Origin of the sequence: Rhizobium sp. 16-488-2b (genome assembly GCF_017741815.1) — a bacterium.
Classification (GTDB): domain Bacteria; phylum Pseudomonadota; class Alphaproteobacteria; order Rhizobiales; family Rhizobiaceae; genus Rhizobium.
In genome coordinates, this window is the sequence record NZ_JAGHMF010000012.1 from 88,412 (window position 1) to 102,751 (window position 14,340).

17 protein-coding genes and 1 pseudogene are annotated in these 14,340 nt (G+C 61.9%); 13 read left to right on the forward strand and 5 right to left on the reverse strand.

What is annotated here, in order from left to right; translation table 11 throughout:
* Nucleotides 1-3: 3 nt before the first annotated feature.
* Nucleotides 4-498, reverse strand: a complete 495-nt coding sequence (locus J5286_RS12445; protein ID WP_245205908.1) for a flavin reductase — start codon at nucleotides 496-498, stop codon at nucleotides 4-6.
* 4 nt (nucleotides 499-502) lie between these two features.
* Entirely contained in the window at nucleotides 503-664 is a 162-nt protein-coding gene (locus J5286_RS12450) for a hypothetical protein (RefSeq protein WP_155947887.1), read from the reverse strand.
* On the opposite strand from J5286_RS12450, the gene J5286_RS12455 reads away from it, so the two are divergent.
* The 4 genes from J5286_RS12455 to purB all read left to right on the forward strand — a co-directional run bounded on the left by J5286_RS12455 (nucleotide 663) and on the right by purB (nucleotide 4,378).
* Complete coding sequence (locus tag J5286_RS12455) at nucleotides 663-1,745, forward strand: branched-chain amino acid ABC transporter substrate-binding protein (RefSeq protein ID WP_209190586.1); 1,083 nt, start codon at nucleotides 663-665, stop codon at nucleotides 1,743-1,745. The two genes, J5286_RS12450 and J5286_RS12455, sit on opposite strands and share 2 nt — an antisense overlap.
* 39 nt (nucleotides 1,746-1,784) lie before the next feature.
* Entirely contained in the window at nucleotides 1,785-2,462 is a 678-nt protein-coding gene (rpe, locus tag J5286_RS12460; protein ID WP_209190587.1) for a ribulose-phosphate 3-epimerase, read from the forward strand.
* Nucleotides 2,463-2,499: 37 nt separating this feature from the next.
* Nucleotides 2,500-2,988 carry a hypothetical protein gene (locus J5286_RS12465; RefSeq protein WP_209190588.1) on the forward strand — a complete coding sequence of 163 codons (489 nt, stop codon included), beginning with the start codon at nucleotides 2,500-2,502 and terminating at the stop codon, nucleotides 2,986-2,988.
* An 82-nt stretch (nucleotides 2,989-3,070) separates the two neighbouring features.
* Nucleotides 3,071-4,378, forward strand: a complete 1,308-nt coding sequence (gene purB, locus J5286_RS12470; RefSeq protein WP_209190589.1) for an adenylosuccinate lyase — start codon at nucleotides 3,071-3,073, stop codon at nucleotides 4,376-4,378.
* A gap of 9 nt (nucleotides 4,379-4,387) precedes the next feature.
* Here the strand turns inward: purB and J5286_RS12475 are convergent.
* A pseudogene (locus J5286_RS12475) lies at nucleotides 4,388-4,881 on the reverse strand (low affinity iron permease family protein).
* 74 nt (nucleotides 4,882-4,955) lie between these two features.
* Nucleotides 4,956-5,759, reverse strand: coding sequence for a DUF2189 domain-containing protein (locus J5286_RS12480; protein ID WP_018902212.1), 804 nt, complete (start codon nucleotides 5,757-5,759; stop codon nucleotides 4,956-4,958).
* Between the two features lie 154 nt (nucleotides 5,760-5,913).
* Between J5286_RS12480 and J5286_RS12485 the strand changes: the two genes are divergently transcribed.
* From J5286_RS12485 to J5286_RS12515, 7 genes are all read left to right on the forward strand, one after another.
* Complete coding sequence (locus tag J5286_RS12485) at nucleotides 5,914-6,468, forward strand: RBBP9/YdeN family alpha/beta hydrolase (RefSeq protein ID WP_209190590.1); 555 nt, start codon at nucleotides 5,914-5,916, stop codon at nucleotides 6,466-6,468.
* A 390-nt stretch (nucleotides 6,469-6,858) separates the two neighbouring features.
* Nucleotides 6,859-9,090, forward strand: a complete 2,232-nt coding sequence (locus tag J5286_RS12490; protein WP_348529259.1) for a putative bifunctional diguanylate cyclase/phosphodiesterase — start codon at nucleotides 6,859-6,861, stop codon at nucleotides 9,088-9,090.
* A 229-nt stretch (nucleotides 9,091-9,319) separates the two neighbouring features.
* Nucleotides 9,320-10,084, forward strand: a complete 765-nt coding sequence (purC, locus tag J5286_RS12495; RefSeq protein ID WP_113011293.1) for a phosphoribosylaminoimidazolesuccinocarboxamide synthase — start codon at nucleotides 9,320-9,322, stop codon at nucleotides 10,082-10,084.
* A gap of 46 nt (nucleotides 10,085-10,130) precedes the next feature.
* Nucleotides 10,131-10,373: a phosphoribosylformylglycinamidine synthase subunit PurS gene (gene purS / locus J5286_RS12500; RefSeq protein WP_018902207.1), complete on the forward strand. Its 243-nt coding sequence runs from the start codon at nucleotides 10,131-10,133 to the stop codon at nucleotides 10,371-10,373.
* A 19-nt stretch (nucleotides 10,374-10,392) separates the two neighbouring features.
* Nucleotides 10,393-10,650, forward strand: coding sequence for a hypothetical protein (locus J5286_RS12505; RefSeq protein WP_112941606.1), 258 nt, complete (start codon nucleotides 10,393-10,395; stop codon nucleotides 10,648-10,650).
* The gene (gene purQ, locus J5286_RS12510) at nucleotides 10,647-11,318 is read left to right on the forward strand and encodes a phosphoribosylformylglycinamidine synthase subunit PurQ (RefSeq protein WP_018902205.1); all 672 of its coding nucleotides are present in this window, start codon (nucleotides 10,647-10,649) and stop codon (nucleotides 11,316-11,318) included. The genes J5286_RS12505 and purQ overlap by 4 nt, the downstream gene beginning before the upstream one ends.
* Nucleotides 11,319-11,366: 48 nt before the next feature.
* Nucleotides 11,367-11,765 (forward strand): hypothetical protein, encoded by a 399-nt coding sequence (locus J5286_RS12515; RefSeq protein ID WP_209190592.1) that lies wholly within the window; start codon nucleotides 11,367-11,369, stop codon nucleotides 11,763-11,765.
* A gap of 22 nt (nucleotides 11,766-11,787) precedes the next feature.
* Here the strand turns inward: J5286_RS12515 and J5286_RS12520 are convergent, their stop codons facing one another.
* Nucleotides 11,788-12,039, reverse strand: coding sequence for a DUF1127 domain-containing protein (locus J5286_RS12520; protein WP_209190593.1), 252 nt, complete (start codon nucleotides 12,037-12,039; stop codon nucleotides 11,788-11,790).
* A gap of 81 nt (nucleotides 12,040-12,120) precedes the next feature.
* Between J5286_RS12520 and J5286_RS12525 the strand changes: the two genes are divergently transcribed.
* Together J5286_RS12525 and J5286_RS12530 are read left to right on the forward strand one after the other, a co-directional pair.
* On the forward strand, nucleotides 12,121-13,539 hold the full coding sequence (locus J5286_RS12525) for an aminotransferase-like domain-containing protein (RefSeq protein WP_112941610.1): 1,419 nt from the start codon (nucleotides 12,121-12,123) through the stop codon (nucleotides 13,537-13,539).
* A gap of 133 nt (nucleotides 13,540-13,672) precedes the next feature.
* Entirely contained in the window at nucleotides 13,673-14,248 is a 576-nt protein-coding gene (locus J5286_RS12530; RefSeq protein WP_209190594.1) for an acyloxyacyl hydrolase, read from the forward strand.
* Nucleotides 14,249-14,340 lie beyond the last annotated feature (92 nt).

Consider the following 14,340-nt stretch of genomic DNA (forward strand, 5'->3'; position numbering starts at 1 on the left):
GCCTTACAGAGTGTAGTAATCGCGGTTCATGTAGAACAGCGCCGGCTTCGCCTCGTCGAACCGCACCGCCATGACCTCGCCGAAGATGATGTGATGCGTCGTCATTTCCTTGATCTCCGTCACCCGGCAATCGAAGGAGGCGAGCGCGTCCATGAGCACGGGCGCACCGGTGACCAGCTTGTCGAAACGGCCCGTCGAGAAACGATCGCCGTCTTCCATTTTCGTGCGCCCGGAAAATGCGTCGGCCAGCGCCTGGTGATGCGCGCCCAGCGTATTCAGCGCGAAGATCCCGCTGCGGAAGAAAATCTCGTTCTTCGGATTGCTGTTGTTGAGGCAGACCAGCACCGTCGCCGGACTGTCCGAGACGGAGCAGGCCGCCGTGATCGTCACCCCGCGCCGCTGGTCGCCGACCGCGGTCGTCACCAACTGAACGTGCCCGCCAAAGCGGCTCATCGCGTCCCTGTAAAGGCCGGGATCGATCGGTTGCTTGCTCAACAAAATTTCACTCCACGAACACACGCATTTCGCGCGCATTATGACGGTCATAGGTTATCTTTTCTACAAACCGATGCCGAAAAGCGACCAATCCGCGCGTTTTTCTTTGACGATCCATTCCGGACGGATAAAAGAGCAGGAATAAACGGTTGGGGCGTGCATCTTTCATGACTATCTCGCGTTGCTTAGGTCTTCTGCCGCTGCTGCTTGTCGCAGCCGGGGAATGCCATGCAGCCGGCGTGACGATTGGCGTCGTCGCTCCGCAGACGGGTAGTTTCGCCTCGCTGGGCGCTGAGATCGTTGCCGGCGCCGAGGCGAAGATCCGCCAGGATGGCGACACCATCGTCACCGTCAACGAACCCTGCGAGGACAATAGCGGCGGCGCCGTCGCCGATGCGCTGATCGCAGCCAAGGTCCAGGTCGCCATCGGCTTCCTCTGCAGCCAGACGCTGGACGGCGCGCTGCCCAAGCTGAAGGACGCCAACATCCCGGCTATCACCGTGTCGGTGCGCTCGCGCATTCTCATGGAGGACGCGCTGAAGAACGGCTGGCCGCTCTTTCGTCTTGCGCCCGCCGATGGCGCCGAGGCCGCGAAGATCATCGAGGTCATCCTGCGCGACTGGGCGTCGAGCCCAATCGCCTTGGTCGAAGACGGCACGATCCACGGTCGCGAACTCACCGAGGCGGTGCGTAACGCGCTGGAGCAGAACGGCCTGAAGCCTATTTTCACCGATACATACCGCCCGGGCCAGGAGCAGCAGATCGCACTCGTTCGCCGGCTCAAGAGAGCGGGCGCGACCAAGGTCTTCATCGGCGGCGACCGCAGCGACGTCTCCATCATCGCCCGCGACGCCAAGGCCGAAAAGATCGCGCTCGACCTGATGGGCGGTGACGGAATGCGCGCGGCCGATCAGCCGCTGCCGCTCGCCGATGGCGTGCTGGCCGTCACGCTGCCCGATTATACCGCCCGCGCCGATGCGTCGCCCGCAGGTGTCGCGCTACGCGCTGCAGGCATCGAGCCGGAAGGCTATGTCCTGCCGGCCTATGCCGCGGTCGAGATCGCCATCAAGGCGGTGCAGGCGGCGGCAGGCGATGAGCGGCCGGTCGCCCAGCATCTCGGCGGCATGCCCTTCGACACCGTGCTCGGCCAGATCACCTTCGACGCCGGCCACGAGCTGTCGCAAAACCCTTATCAGCTGATGCAATGGCGCTCCGGGGCATTCGTCCCCTTCGGCGCGCCGGCGCAATAACGCCTGCTTGATCCCAGGCGACTTCAACGGAGAGAGACAATGACCCAGCCCATCCGCATCGCGCCATCCGTTCTGGCCGCCGACTTCGCCAAGCTTGGCCAGGAGGTGCGCGACGTGACCGCGGCCGGCGCCGACTGGATCCACCTCGACGTCATGGACGGTCACTTCGTTCCCAACATCTCCTTCGGCCCCGATGTCATCAAGTCGCTGCGCTCCTACACCGACGCCACCTTCGACTGCCACCTGATGATCGCGCCCGTCGACGACTATCTCGAAGCCTTCGCCAAGGCCGGCTGCGACCGGATCACCATCCATGCCGAGGCCGGCCCGCACCTGCACCGCTCGCTGCAAACCGTGCGCAATCTCGGCAAGAAGGTCGGCGTCACCCTCAATCCGGCAACGCCGCTCTCCGTCTTCGAGAACGTGCTGGATGATATCGACCTGATCCTCATCATGTCGGTCAATCCCGGTTTCGGCGGCCAGAAGTTCATTCCCGCCATGGCCGACAAGATCGCCGCCGCCAAGTCACTGATCGGTGACCGTCCAATCGATCTTCAGGTCGACGGTGGCGTGACGATCGAAACCGCGCCTGTGATCGGCAAGGCGGGCGCCAACGTGCTTGTCGCCGGCTCCGCCATCTTCAAGGGCGGCTCCGTCGAGGCCTACAAGCAGGCGATTTCGGCACTCCGGACCGCGGCTGAAGGGCAATCCAAGTAAGATCGGGCCAAGTAAGATCGGGAGCGGCGCGTCGCTGATGGGAGACCGGCTACGGGCTGCGTACCCGCCCTACTCCGCCGTGCTCATCGGCGCGCCGCTCTGGGCTCTCCAGATGCTGGCTGCGGCAATGAGCACGCTCTATCTGCGCAACGGCCTGGAGACCAGCCACCTCGGCGATCTCGCCATCCTCTATTTCGCGGGCGGCCTGCTTGCCTGGCCCTTTGCGCTGATGCTGGGTCGCTTCTTCGCGCACGGTCGCCGGATCGAAACGCGCTTCGCCGCCTTCTTCGTGGCGCTTGCGGCCTGCACCATCCTGATGACGGCGTTTCTCTTCGCCATGGACTACCGGGTTTTCTACTCGCGCTGGCATGCACCGGGAGGATCTGTGATCTGGTTTTTCCAGCTCATCTTCACCGGCGCGAGCTCCGTCTACCAGTTCATGGTGCTCGGTTTGCGGCTCTTCGTCCCCCTCGGGCTCGCCTGCCTGCTGGCAACGAGTTTCGCGCTCGCGAAACGCATGCGTTGAGATTGCCGCGCGTCTTTGCTACACGGGCGCCAATATTCCCCTTTAGAACGCCAACATTCCTTACGAACGAAAGCAGGAAGCCATGATCCCGCGCTACTCCCGACCTGAAATGGTTGCCATCTGGTCGCCCGAAACCAAATTCCGTATCTGGTTCGAGATCGAGGCTCATGCCTGCACCGCGCTCGCCAACCTCGGCGTCATCCCGCAGGAATCCGCGCGCACCATCTGGGAAAAGGGTTCGGTCGCCGAATTCAACGTCGCCCGCATCGACGAGATCGAAGCCGTCACCAAGCACGACGTCATCGCCTTCCTGACGCACCTGGCGGAATTCATCGGCCCCGACAGCCGCTTCGTCCACCAGGGCATGACCTCTTCCGACGTGCTGGACACCACCTTCAACATCCAGCTGGTGCGCGCAGCCGATCTTCTGCTTGCCGATATGGACCGCGTTCTTGCGGCGCTGAAGACCCGCGCCTTCGAACACAAGGACACGGTCCGCATCGGCCGCAGCCACGGCATCCACGCCGAGCCGACGACGATGGGCCTGACCTTCGCGCGCTTCTACGCTGAAATGAAGCGCAACCGCGATCGTCTGATCGCTGCCCGCGCCGAAGTCGCGACCGGCGCGATCTCGGGCGCCGTCGGCACTTTTGCCAATATCGACCCGAGCGTCGAGGAATATGTCTGCGAACAGCTCGGCCTCGCCGCCGAGCCAATCTCGACCCAGGTCATCCCGCGCGACCGTCACGCGATGTTCTTCGCCACGCTCGGCGTGATCGCCTCGTCGATCGAAAACGTCGCCATCGAAATCCGCCACATGCAGCGCACCGAAGTGCTCGAAGCCGAAGAGTTCTTCTCGCCCGGCCAGAAGGGCTCGTCGGCCATGCCGCACAAGCGCAACCCGGTGCTGACAGAAAACCTGACGGGTCTTGCCCGCCTGGTGCGCATGTCGGTTGTCCCGGCCATGGAAAATGTCGCTCTCTGGCATGAGCGCGACATCAGCCATTCGAGCGTCGAGCGCGCCATCGGCCCAGACACGACGATCACGCTGGATTTCGCGCTGAACCGTCTGGCCGGCGTTATCGAGAAGCTGGTAATCTACCCCGAGAACATGCTGCGCAACATGAACCAGTTCAAGGGCCTGGTCATGAGCCAGCGCGTCCTTCTGGCGCTGACCCAGGCCGGCGTGTCCCGTGAGGACAGCTACCGTCTGGTCCAGCGCAATGCCATGAAGGTCTGGGAAAAGGGCGCCGACTTCCTTGAGGAACTGCTTGCCGACGCCGAAGTGCGCGCCGCACTGTCGGAAGAGGAAATCCGCGAGAAGTTCGACCTCGGCTACCACACCAAGCATGTCGACACGATCTTCAACCGGGTCTTCGCCAACAGCTGATCGACCTGATCAACTCTTCTGCGGCGCCTTTCGGGGCGCCGTTTTTCGTTTGTCCTTCTGCGAACGCGCGGCATCGATCTTCTTGCGCATAGCGGTTGCCGTCTTCGTGGATTTCGGCGCGGCATCGGCCGCCGCCTGCTTCTCCGCCTGCCCGCCCTTCGCAGCCTTGGCCACCAGCCGATCGAGATGTTTCAGGTCGTCCTCGTCGAGGTTCTCGATGCCGATGAACCGGTTCTCCGCATGGCTGGTCAGTATCAACTCGTCGAGCTTCGCCTGGATGGCCCGCGTATCGCGCGTCTGGGCGTTCTGCAGCACGAACACCATGAGGAACGTGATGATCGTGGTGCCGGTGTTGATCACCAGCTGCCACGTCTCCGAATAATCGAAGAACGGCCCCGTCACGGCCCAGAGGATCACCAGGATCAATGCAAGGTCACGGGCTTGCCGGCCCATTCCGACGTCTTCGCCGAAAAGCGCATGAAGATATGCTGCGTGTCTGCCATGTTTGCCTCCCTCAAAGCTTGCACCAGTCAAACTCCGCGGGAGGCATTGGGTTCCTGAGTGAACCAGATGGCGATCAAACGATCGGCGGCGCCACCAGCTTGCGATAGAGGTGCCAGGTCGAATGGCCGAGGATCGGCATCACCAGCGCCAGCCCGACGAAGAGCGGGATGGTGGCGACGGCAAGCGACACGGCAACGATCAGCCCCCAGCACAGGACTGGAACCGGATTGGCGAACGTCGCCCGCAGCGACGTCTCCATGGCGGCCACGAGGCCGATGTCGCGGTCGAGCAGGATCGGGAAGGTGACGACGGTCGTCGCCAGCACGATCAGCGCAAAGCCGAAACCGATCAGGTTGCCCCAGATGATCAGCTGCATGCCTTCCGTTGTGCCGAAAATCTCTGAGAAGAAGGCTGACATCGATCGCGGAAACACGTCGCTCAACACATTGAGATAAAGCGTCTGCGCAGCCACCAGCCAGACGACGAAGAAGGCAAACAGCATCAGCCCGCCGGTGACGATTGACGGAAAGGCCGGCGACCGCGTCACTTCCATCGCGTGCCGCCAGGAACTGTCCATCCCAGCCTCCCGCCGCCTGCTGATCTCATAGAGGCCAATCGCCGCCAGAGGCCCGATCAGCGCAAAGCCCGCGATCAGCGGAAAGATCATCGGCAGCAGGTTGGCGCTCGACGTGGCGACCGCGAGAAAAATGCCCGCGATCGGATACATCAGACACAGAAACACGTAATGCGATGGTTTTTCCCTGAAATCCATCATCCCCAGCCGGATGGCGTCGAAGACGTCGGCAAGGCCAATTTTGTTGATGACCGGGCGCGAATAGACATCGTCCGCGCCGGACATGACGTGAAATGCCGTCATGGCTTTCTCCTCTTCAGCCATTGAGGCCAGCGGCGAGAGCATCGGCGGTGCCGACATCGAACGCGACCGGCAATGCGCTAACATAACAAAAATTGGCCGAGCTGTCCTGCTTTCCCTTGACTTTATCGCCCCGCCTTCTCACATCGGCGGCACCATGAAAGCTTCAGACGCCGAAATCCTCATCATCCCCGGTTACACCAACTCCGGCCCCGACCACTGGCAGAGCCGCTGGGAGGCGAAACTCAGCACCGCGCGCCGCGTCGAGCAGACGGAGTGGTCCAAGCCCGTGCGCGAGGACTGGGCAGCGCGGATTGCCGAGGAAGTCAATAAGTCGACCCGCCCGGTGGTGCTTGTCGCCCACTCGCTTGGCGTGCCGTCGCTTCTGCATGCGATCCCGCAGTTCGAGAAGCCTGTTGCCGGCGCCTTCCTGGTCGCGCCACCCGATGTCACCAACCCCGATATCCGCCCGAAGCACCTGATGACCTTCGGCCCCTACCCACGCGAGCCGTTGCCGTTTCCGAGCGTCACGGTCGCCAGCCGCAACGATCCCTTCGGCACCTACGAGCATGCCGACGAGATCGCCGCAAGCTGGGGCTCATTGCTGGTCGATGCGGGAGAGTCCGGCCACATCAACGCCGATTCCGGTCACGGCCCGTGGCCCGAGGGCACGATGGTCTTCGCGCAGTTCCTCAGTCGTCTCAAGGGCTAGGCCGCGCTCGCATTCCCACGCGGACAGAACTCAGTCGCCCTCGCCGCGCACGAAAAACACGCTCGCGAACGCGGCGAGCACGACGCATTGCATGATGAACATTGGCCAATCCTGAGCCATGGCTTTTCCTCCATACCCATCATATAGGGCGGAAAACACCGAGCAGGTATTTTGCGGCCGTTGTGACATCGTTGCAAATGACATCGCCGCGATTAGTGGCTGACCGAGAGCACGACTTTGGGAGCACTGGACAGCGCGATAAGTTTGCTCCGATATTAAGCTCGGCTTAATTTAATATAAGCAAATTGACACACGCCAGACGAGCGAGTGCGAGCATTGACGAAGAAGAGGCCTGATCAACCGATTGGTTCAAGCAAAAGCGGTGACAGCATCGCTTCAGCGAATGCTTCCGAACGCGAGACCGACGCGCTCGTCGAGCGCGAGAGCCGCTGGAACTACGCCCTAGTCGGCTCGGATCTCGGCGTATGGGATCACAACCTCAAGCTTGGAACACGCTATTATTCCGAGACATGGAAGACCATGCGTGGCATGGCGCCCGACGAAGAGGCGGATGGCGACTACGACGTCTGGATCGCGCTGATCCATCCCGACGACCGCGCCTTCGTCATCGAGGCGATCGACCGGCAGAATGCCGGTGACCCCAACTTCCGTGTTTTCGAATATCGCGAACGCCACCGGGACGGCCATTGGATCTGGATCGAATGCCGCGGCGCCTGCGTCGAGTGGGATGAAAACGGCGCCCCTGCCCGCCTCGTCGGCACGGACACCGACATCACCGCCCGCAAGGAAGCGGAAGAGCGGCTGGCGCACATGTCGCGGCGGCTTGATCTTGCGCTCGACATTTCAGGGATCGGCGTGTTCGAATCCGATCTCGATGCCGGCACCGTCGAATGGGACGCGCGCCTGTTGTGGATCTACGGCATCACGAACCCGACACGCGCCTCGCAGGGCGACGTCTGGACCGAAACGCTGCATCCCGACGACCGCGAGCGAGTGCAGGCGACGGTGGCGGAGAACATCGAGCGCCAATCGGGCTTCCAGCACGAATTCAGGATCATCCGCGGCGACGGCGCAGAGCGCGTCATCCGCGCCAAGGCCGCCTTCTTCATCGACGGCAACGGCCATCGCAAGCTGATCGGCGCGAATTGGGACGTGACCGAGGAAGTGGCGCTCAACGCCGAGCTCCAGCGCGCCAAGGACCTCGCCGAGGCCCACAACCGCGAACTCGAGGCGGCAAAGGAAAGCATCGAGCATCTCGCCCTCCATGACTTTTTGACCGGGCTGCCGAACCGCCGCTACCTCGACCGCAAGCTCGAAGAATATTCGACTAAAGCAAGCACTACCGACGATACGCTCGCGGTGCTGCATATCGACCTCGATCGCTTCAAGCAGATCAACGACACGCTCGGCCACCGCGCCGGCGACGCCATGCTGAAGCACGCAGCATCTGTGCTGACCGAAACCGTTCGCCCGGGCGACTTCGTGGCCCGCATCGGCGGCGACGAATTCGTGGTGCTCTGCGCGCTCGATGTGACGCCGAAGAAGATATCCAACATGGCCGAGCGCATCGTGCGCGAGCTCAGCCGTCCGATCCGCTACGAGCATCACGAATGCCGCTTCGGCGCCAGCGTCGGCATCGCCACCGACAGCGGCCCGATGCTTGATGGCAAGCAACTCCTGCTCAACGCCGACATCGCGCTCTACCGCGCCAAGAGCGGCGGCCGGAACCGGCACGAATTCTTCTCCAAGGACGCTCGCCGCCAGGTGATCGCCAGCAAGCGATTGGCCGACGACATCCTGATCGGCCTCGAGCGGCGCGAATTCGTGCCCTTCTACCAGCCGCAGTTCGATGCCCGCACGCTTGATGTCACAGGCGTCGAAACGCTCGCCCGCTGGCAACATCGCGAACACGGCCTGCTCGCCCCAGATCGCTTCCTCGACATCGCCGAGGACATCAACGTAGTGGCGACCATCGACGGCGTCATTCTTGAGCAAGCGCTTGTCGATCGCGCCGCCTGGGAGAGCGAAGGCATCGTCATTCCGAAGATCGCGGTCAATGTCTCCTCCCGGAGACTTGACGACCCGGCGCTCGGCAAGAAGCTGCGGGCACTGAAGATCGCGCCTGGAACCATCGCTTTCGAGCTTCTGGAATCCATTTCGCTCGATGATTGCGACGATGCCGTCATCGCCAATCTCCGTCAGTTCCGCCGCCTCGGCATCGACATCGAGATCGACGACTTCGGCACCGGCCACGCCTCGATCGTCAGCCTGCTCAGGCTGAGCCCGAAGACGCTGAAGATCGACCGCGAGCTGATCCGCATGCTGCCGACCTCGTCGGAACAGCGCAAGCTCGTCCGCTCGATTATCGAGATCGGCCGCTCCCTGAGCATCCTGGTAACCGCCGAAGGCGTCGAGACCATGGAGCACGCGCGGATCCTGGGCGACCTCGGCTGCGACGTGCTGCAGGGCTATGCGCTGGCCCGCCCCATGCCGGCAATGCAGATCCCCTCCTTCGTGCGCGCCGCGAGCTGGCGCCAGGCGGCCGCAGCCGCAAATACGCCGGCGCCCCGCAAGCCGAGCAAGGCGACTGCCTCCAAATAAAACACTGCACAACCCCGGCATAAACCTGAGGTCGTTTTGTTAAGCCGGGAAACGGGGTAGAATGCATTTCTTAGACATTCGATTCTCGCATCGGTGCTCCGGAAGACCGGAATCCGGGGAAGGAGTGACAGGCGGATTGTGAAACCCTCGCTTTTCCTTTATGGGGACGCCACGAGATCGATCCACTCGCGCTAATCCCAAGAGCGCCAACGACAAGAGAACAATCGCAATGAACCGTCGCCGCCGTATTTACGAGGGCAAGGCCAAGATTCTGTATGAGGGACCCGAGCCAGGCACGCTGATCCAGTTCTTCAAGGACGACGCCACCGCCTTCAACAAGAAGAAGCACGAAGTCATCGATGGCAAGGGCGTTCTGAACAACCGCATCTGCGAGTTCATCTTCAACCATCTGAACAAGATCGGCATTCCCACGCACTTCATCCGCCGCCTCAACATGCGCGAGCAGTTGATCCGCGAAGTCGAGATGATCCCGCTTGAGATCGTCGTGCGCAATGTCGCCGCCGGCTCGCTGGCCAAGCGCCTGGGCATCGAGGAAGGCACTGTGCTGCCGCGCTCGATCATCGAGTTCTACTACAAGTCCGACGCACTCGAAGACCCGATGGTCTCCGAAGAGCACATCACCGCATTCGGCTGGGCCAACCCCGCCGAACTGGACGACATCATGGCGCTGGCGATCCGCGTCAACGACTTCATGACCGGCCTGTTTTTGGGCGTCGGCATCCAGCTCGTCGACTTCAAGATCGAATGCGGCCGCCTCTATGAGGGCGACATGATGCGCATCATCCTCGCCGACGAAATTTCGCCCGACAGCTGCCGTCTCTGGGACATCGACACCCAGGAAAAGATGGACAAGGACCGCTTCCGTCGCGACATGGGTGGCCTTCTCGAAGCCTATTCGGAAGTGGCGCGCCGCCTCGGCATCATCAACGAGAACGAGCCTGTGCGCGGCACCGGTCCGGTTCTCGTCAAGTAACACAACGGCTAAGCAAGACATTCGCTAAAAAGGCAGGGAAGACAAAGTGATCAAGGCTCGTGTAACCGTCACGCTGAAAAACGGCGTTCTCGATCCGCAGGGCAAGGCCATCGAAGGCGCGCTTGGCGCGCTGGGCTTCGACGGCGTCGGCCATGTTCGCCAGGGCAAGGTATTCGACGTCGAAGTCGAAGGCACCGACAAGGCCAAGGCCGAAGGCGACATCAAGGCCATGTGCGAAAAACTCCTCGCCAACACCGTTATCGAGAACTATACTATTTCTCTCGACTAACGGTTGCGGAGATTGTCCGATGGCTGAAATCAGCAGTGAACTGGTGTATGAACTTTTGAAGCGCGTGCATGCAGATATCGCTGAGCTGAAATTCGGCCAGCGCGGACTAAAGGAAGAGATGAACGCGATGCGTGGAACGATGGTGTCCATGCATCACGACATCCACAACATCTACAGCGTGCTCGACCGTCACGACCAACGCCTCGAACGCATCGAAAACCGTCTCGAACTTCGAGAACTCGCAGAAGCACAAGCAAGGTTTGAACCACACCCATGAAATCCGCCGTCGTTCAGCTTCCGGGCCTCAATCGCGATCGTGACATGATCGCCGCTCTCACCAAGATCTCCGGCCAGGCGCCGGTGACGATCTGGCAGACGGAGACCGATATCCCAGATGTCGATCTGATCGTCATCCCGGGCGGTTTCTCCTATGGCGACTATCTGCGCTGCGGCGCGATCGCCGCGCGCATGCCGGTCATGCAGGCGATCATCGAGAAGGCCAACAAGGGTGTGAAGGTTCTGGGCGTCTGCAACGGCTTCCAAATCTTGGTCGAATCCGGCCTGCTTCCGGGTGCTTTGATGCGCAATTCCTCGCTGAAGTTCGTCTGCCGCGAGATCAAGCTCGAAGTGGCGAATGCCGAGACGGATTTCACCCGCGCCTATGCCAAGGGCCAGGTCATCCGCTGCCCGGTCGCCCATCACGACGGCAACTATTTCGCCGACGCCGAAACGCTGGCGAAGATCGAAGGCAACGGCCAGGTGGTCTTCCGCTACGCCGAGGGCACCAACCCGAACGGCTCGTTGAACGACATCGCAGCCGTCATGAACGAGGGCGGCAACGTGCTCGGCATGATGCCGCATCCGGAAAACCTGATCGAAGCAGCCCATGGCGGCTCCGACGGCCGGGCGTTGTTCGCTTCCGCGCTCGACGTAATCGCTGCTTAACCTTAAACGGATATGAGGCCATTCATCCGGTCCACTGGAGCAAGATCGATGCGCCCTCACCTTCCCCTGACACATGTCCTCGCCATTGCCGCGACCGCGGCACTGGTTGCGTCTTGCCAATCCAAGACATCCGCGCCCTCCCAGGACCGCAGTGCGCTGTCGACCATGGAACGCGTGGCGGTGGCGGCCAACAACTGCTGGTTCAAGTCGGGCGACGCGGCGTTTGCCGCCTACAAGCTGGCGCCGGAGCTCAATTCCTTCTCCGGCCGCCCACGCATTCTCGTCGTCCACAAGGGCAGCCCGGAAAGCCGGCCGCTGCTGGTCGTCCAGGCAGAAGGCAACCCTTCCAAGCTCGACGCCTTCGGCCCGATGATGGATAGCCCGGCACGCCCGCGCATTGCTGGCGACGTCACGCGCTGGGCCGGTGGCAACAAGAGCTGCAGCTAAGCCGGCCTTAGACCAAAGAGCCTCAATCCCAGAAGAACGACTTGCCGACTTCCTTGCCGGCATCGGCCCTGCTGATGCCGATGTCGAGGAGCTCCGTATCCGTCAGATCTCTGAGCACGCGACCGCTGGCCCGCTTCTGCTGCCAGAGCGCGACCTTGCCCCACACGCGGCCAAGAGCCGCCCACATATCGTGACGGTCAAACCTCGCCGTTTGACGGAATTGTTCCGCTTGATGGAGCCGATTGTCTCTCATGAAGTCAGGCGCTACTGACATGTCACTATCCGATCGCTGATTGTATGCGTTGCATGTGATAGACTTGACAGGCCGAGGGTGACAATCTAGGAAATTGTCATCATGACAAATTGGCTCCCTGATCTCTCGCGCGGCTCCGGCCCGGTCTATTTGCGTCTCGCGGACAATATCGAATCCGCCATCGCCAGTGGCGCCCTGCCCGCAGGCAGCAAGCTGCCGCCGCAGCGCAATCTGGCTTATGATATCGGCGTGACAATCGGCACAATCGGCCGCGCCTACGCGCTGGTGCATGAGCGCGGGCTGGTGGCAGGTGAAGTCGGACGCGGGACTTATGTCCTGGATCGGGCGGAGACGGCGCCCGGCAATCAGCCCGATCCGCTGACGATTGCGCTCGGCGGCACCAGGACAATCGACGCGCCATCGGGAAAAATCCGCTTCGACACGACGGCGGCTCCCGATCTTGGCCAGGGCAAAGCCATCGGCCGCATCCTCGCCGATATCGGCGAGCAGCAGCTTGCCGAGATCTCCTCCTATTCGCGGGTCTTTCCGAAGAACTGGTATGAGGCCGGACGCCGGTGGCTGTCGCGCAACGATTGGGCGCCCGACACCGAAAACATCGTGCCCACGCTCGGCGCGCACGCGGCCGCCATCGCGGTCATCTCGGCCATATCCTCGCCCGGTGACAAGATCGTCTTCGAGAACCTGAGCTATACGCAGGTGAGCCGCAGCGCCCGGATCCTTGGTCGGCGGACCATCACCGTCGATTCCGACGAACATGGCGTCATTCCCGATGATTTCGAACGGCTATGCTCGCAGCAACACCCGAAGCTCGCCTTCCTGATGCCGACGGCCCACAACCCGACGCTATCAACCATGCCGCATGAGCGGCGCGCCAAGATCGCCGAGATCGCGCGCAGACATGGCGTCTGGCTGATCGAGGACGATCTATACGGCGGCATGACCGGCGACGAAAACCCGCTGCTGGCCTCGCTGGCACCCGATCGTACCTTCCTGATCAGCGGACTGTCGAAATCGGTGGCCGCCGGCATCCGTGGCGGCTGGGTCGCTTGCCCACCGCATTTCGCCCAGCGCATCAAGGTCACCCACAAGATGATCACCGGCGGCCTGCCCTTCATTCTGGCCGAAGCCTGTGCCCGGCTTGTGGAGAGCGGCGAGGCGCACGAGATCCGCGAGGCCTGCATCACGGAGCTGTCAGGGCGCGAGCGGCTGGCGCGCGAGACGCTTCAGGGCTTCGATTTCGTTTCGCACCCACATGTGCCGTTCATCTGGCTGAAGCTTCCCGATCCCTGGCTCTCCGGCACCTTCAAGAACGCCGCCTTCCGCGACGGCGTGCTGATCGACGACGAGGACGAGTTCAAGGCGGCGCGCACCGACAAGGTCTATCACCGCGTGCGCATCAGCTTCTCCTCCCCCAAGGACAGAGGAGAAATGGTTGCAGGTTTGATGACGGTTCGACGCCTGCTTGAAAGCGGCGGCGCCGGATACGACGGCGAGGTCTAGAGCTGTTGCAGATCAGCCGCACCCATTAAAATCTAGGGCTTTCAGCGTCTGTCAGCTTTACCGAATCGATTTGCATGCTACCAATTGCGGTGAGAACGGCGATCTGCGCCGGCACCAAAGGCGACGCATGACAATGAATAGCAAGGCATCGGCATCGACTGGCCGCGGACTACTCCTCGCGGCTCTCCTTGCAAACATCTCGCTCCTGCCGATCTCGGCCCACGCGGATGAAAAGATCTTCGACGAATTGCGCTTTGGCGCCTCGGCGTCGATCCAGGACGGCCACAGCCGTGAAGACGGCGTGTTTCCGGAAGTCACGGTCTTCTTCGACCCGTTTGATCAAGATACGGCGAAGAACTGGAAGCAGACGCTCGCTCGTCCGCGCCTGAACCTCGGCACCTCGATCGGCACGTCAGGCGAAGCAACCCAGATCTTCGGCGGTCTCGCCTGGACGGTGAACTTCAACGAGAAGATCTTCGCCGAAGCCGGTTTCGGCGGTGTCTGGCACAATGGCGATCTCGAAAACAACGCTGATGGCCCCAATCTCGGCTGTCGCTTCCTCTTCCACGAATATGTCGGCGCCGGTTATCGCTTTGACGCGCACTGGAATGTCATGGCGCAAGTCGCCCATTCCTCGCACGCAAATCTCTGCGATGGGCCGAATAACGGCATGACGCGCGCCGGCATCCAGGTCGGCTACAAGTTCTAAACTTCCCGATATTGCACTTCGAAGCCCGCTCTCTGTGAACAGCGGGCTTTTTTCTGTCGCGCGCCGCACCCACTTAGGCTAAAGACACCGAA

What these genes read in the sequence shown, in the direction of transcription:
- J5286_RS12455 (WP_209190586.1), top strand. Translation starts at nt 663, where the DNA reads ATGACTATCTCGCGTTGCTTAGGTCTTCTGCCGCTGCTGCTTGTCGCA.
- J5286_RS12450 (WP_155947887.1), bottom strand. Translation starts at nt 664, where the DNA reads ATGAAAGATGCACGCCCCAACCGTTTATTCCTGCTCTTTTATCCGTCC.
- rpe (WP_209190587.1), top strand. Translation starts at nt 1,785, where the DNA reads ATGACCCAGCCCATCCGCATCGCGCCATCCGTTCTGGCCGCCGACTTC.
- J5286_RS12465 (WP_209190588.1), top strand. Translation starts at nt 2,500, where the DNA reads ATGGGAGACCGGCTACGGGCTGCGTACCCGCCCTACTCCGCCGTGCTC.
- purB (WP_209190589.1), top strand. Translation starts at nt 3,071, where the DNA reads ATGATCCCGCGCTACTCCCGACCTGAAATGGTTGCCATCTGGTCGCCC.
- J5286_RS12480 (WP_018902212.1), bottom strand. Translation starts at nt 5,759, where the DNA reads ATGACGGCATTTCACGTCATGTCCGGCGCGGACGATGTCTATTCGCGC.
- J5286_RS12485 (WP_209190590.1), top strand. Translation starts at nt 5,914, where the DNA reads ATGAAAGCTTCAGACGCCGAAATCCTCATCATCCCCGGTTACACCAAC.
- purC (WP_113011293.1), top strand. Translation starts at nt 9,320, where the DNA reads ATGAACCGTCGCCGCCGTATTTACGAGGGCAAGGCCAAGATTCTGTAT.
- J5286_RS12505 (WP_112941606.1), top strand. Translation starts at nt 10,393, where the DNA reads ATGGCTGAAATCAGCAGTGAACTGGTGTATGAACTTTTGAAGCGCGTG.
- purQ (WP_018902205.1), top strand. Translation starts at nt 10,647, where the DNA reads ATGAAATCCGCCGTCGTTCAGCTTCCGGGCCTCAATCGCGATCGTGAC.
- J5286_RS12515 (WP_209190592.1), top strand. Translation starts at nt 11,367, where the DNA reads ATGCGCCCTCACCTTCCCCTGACACATGTCCTCGCCATTGCCGCGACC.
- J5286_RS12520 (WP_209190593.1), bottom strand. Translation starts at nt 12,039, where the DNA reads ATGTCAGTAGCGCCTGACTTCATGAGAGACAATCGGCTCCATCAAGCG.
- J5286_RS12525 (WP_112941610.1), top strand. Translation starts at nt 12,121, where the DNA reads ATGACAAATTGGCTCCCTGATCTCTCGCGCGGCTCCGGCCCGGTCTAT.
- J5286_RS12530 (WP_209190594.1), top strand. Translation starts at nt 13,673, where the DNA reads ATGAATAGCAAGGCATCGGCATCGACTGGCCGCGGACTACTCCTCGCG.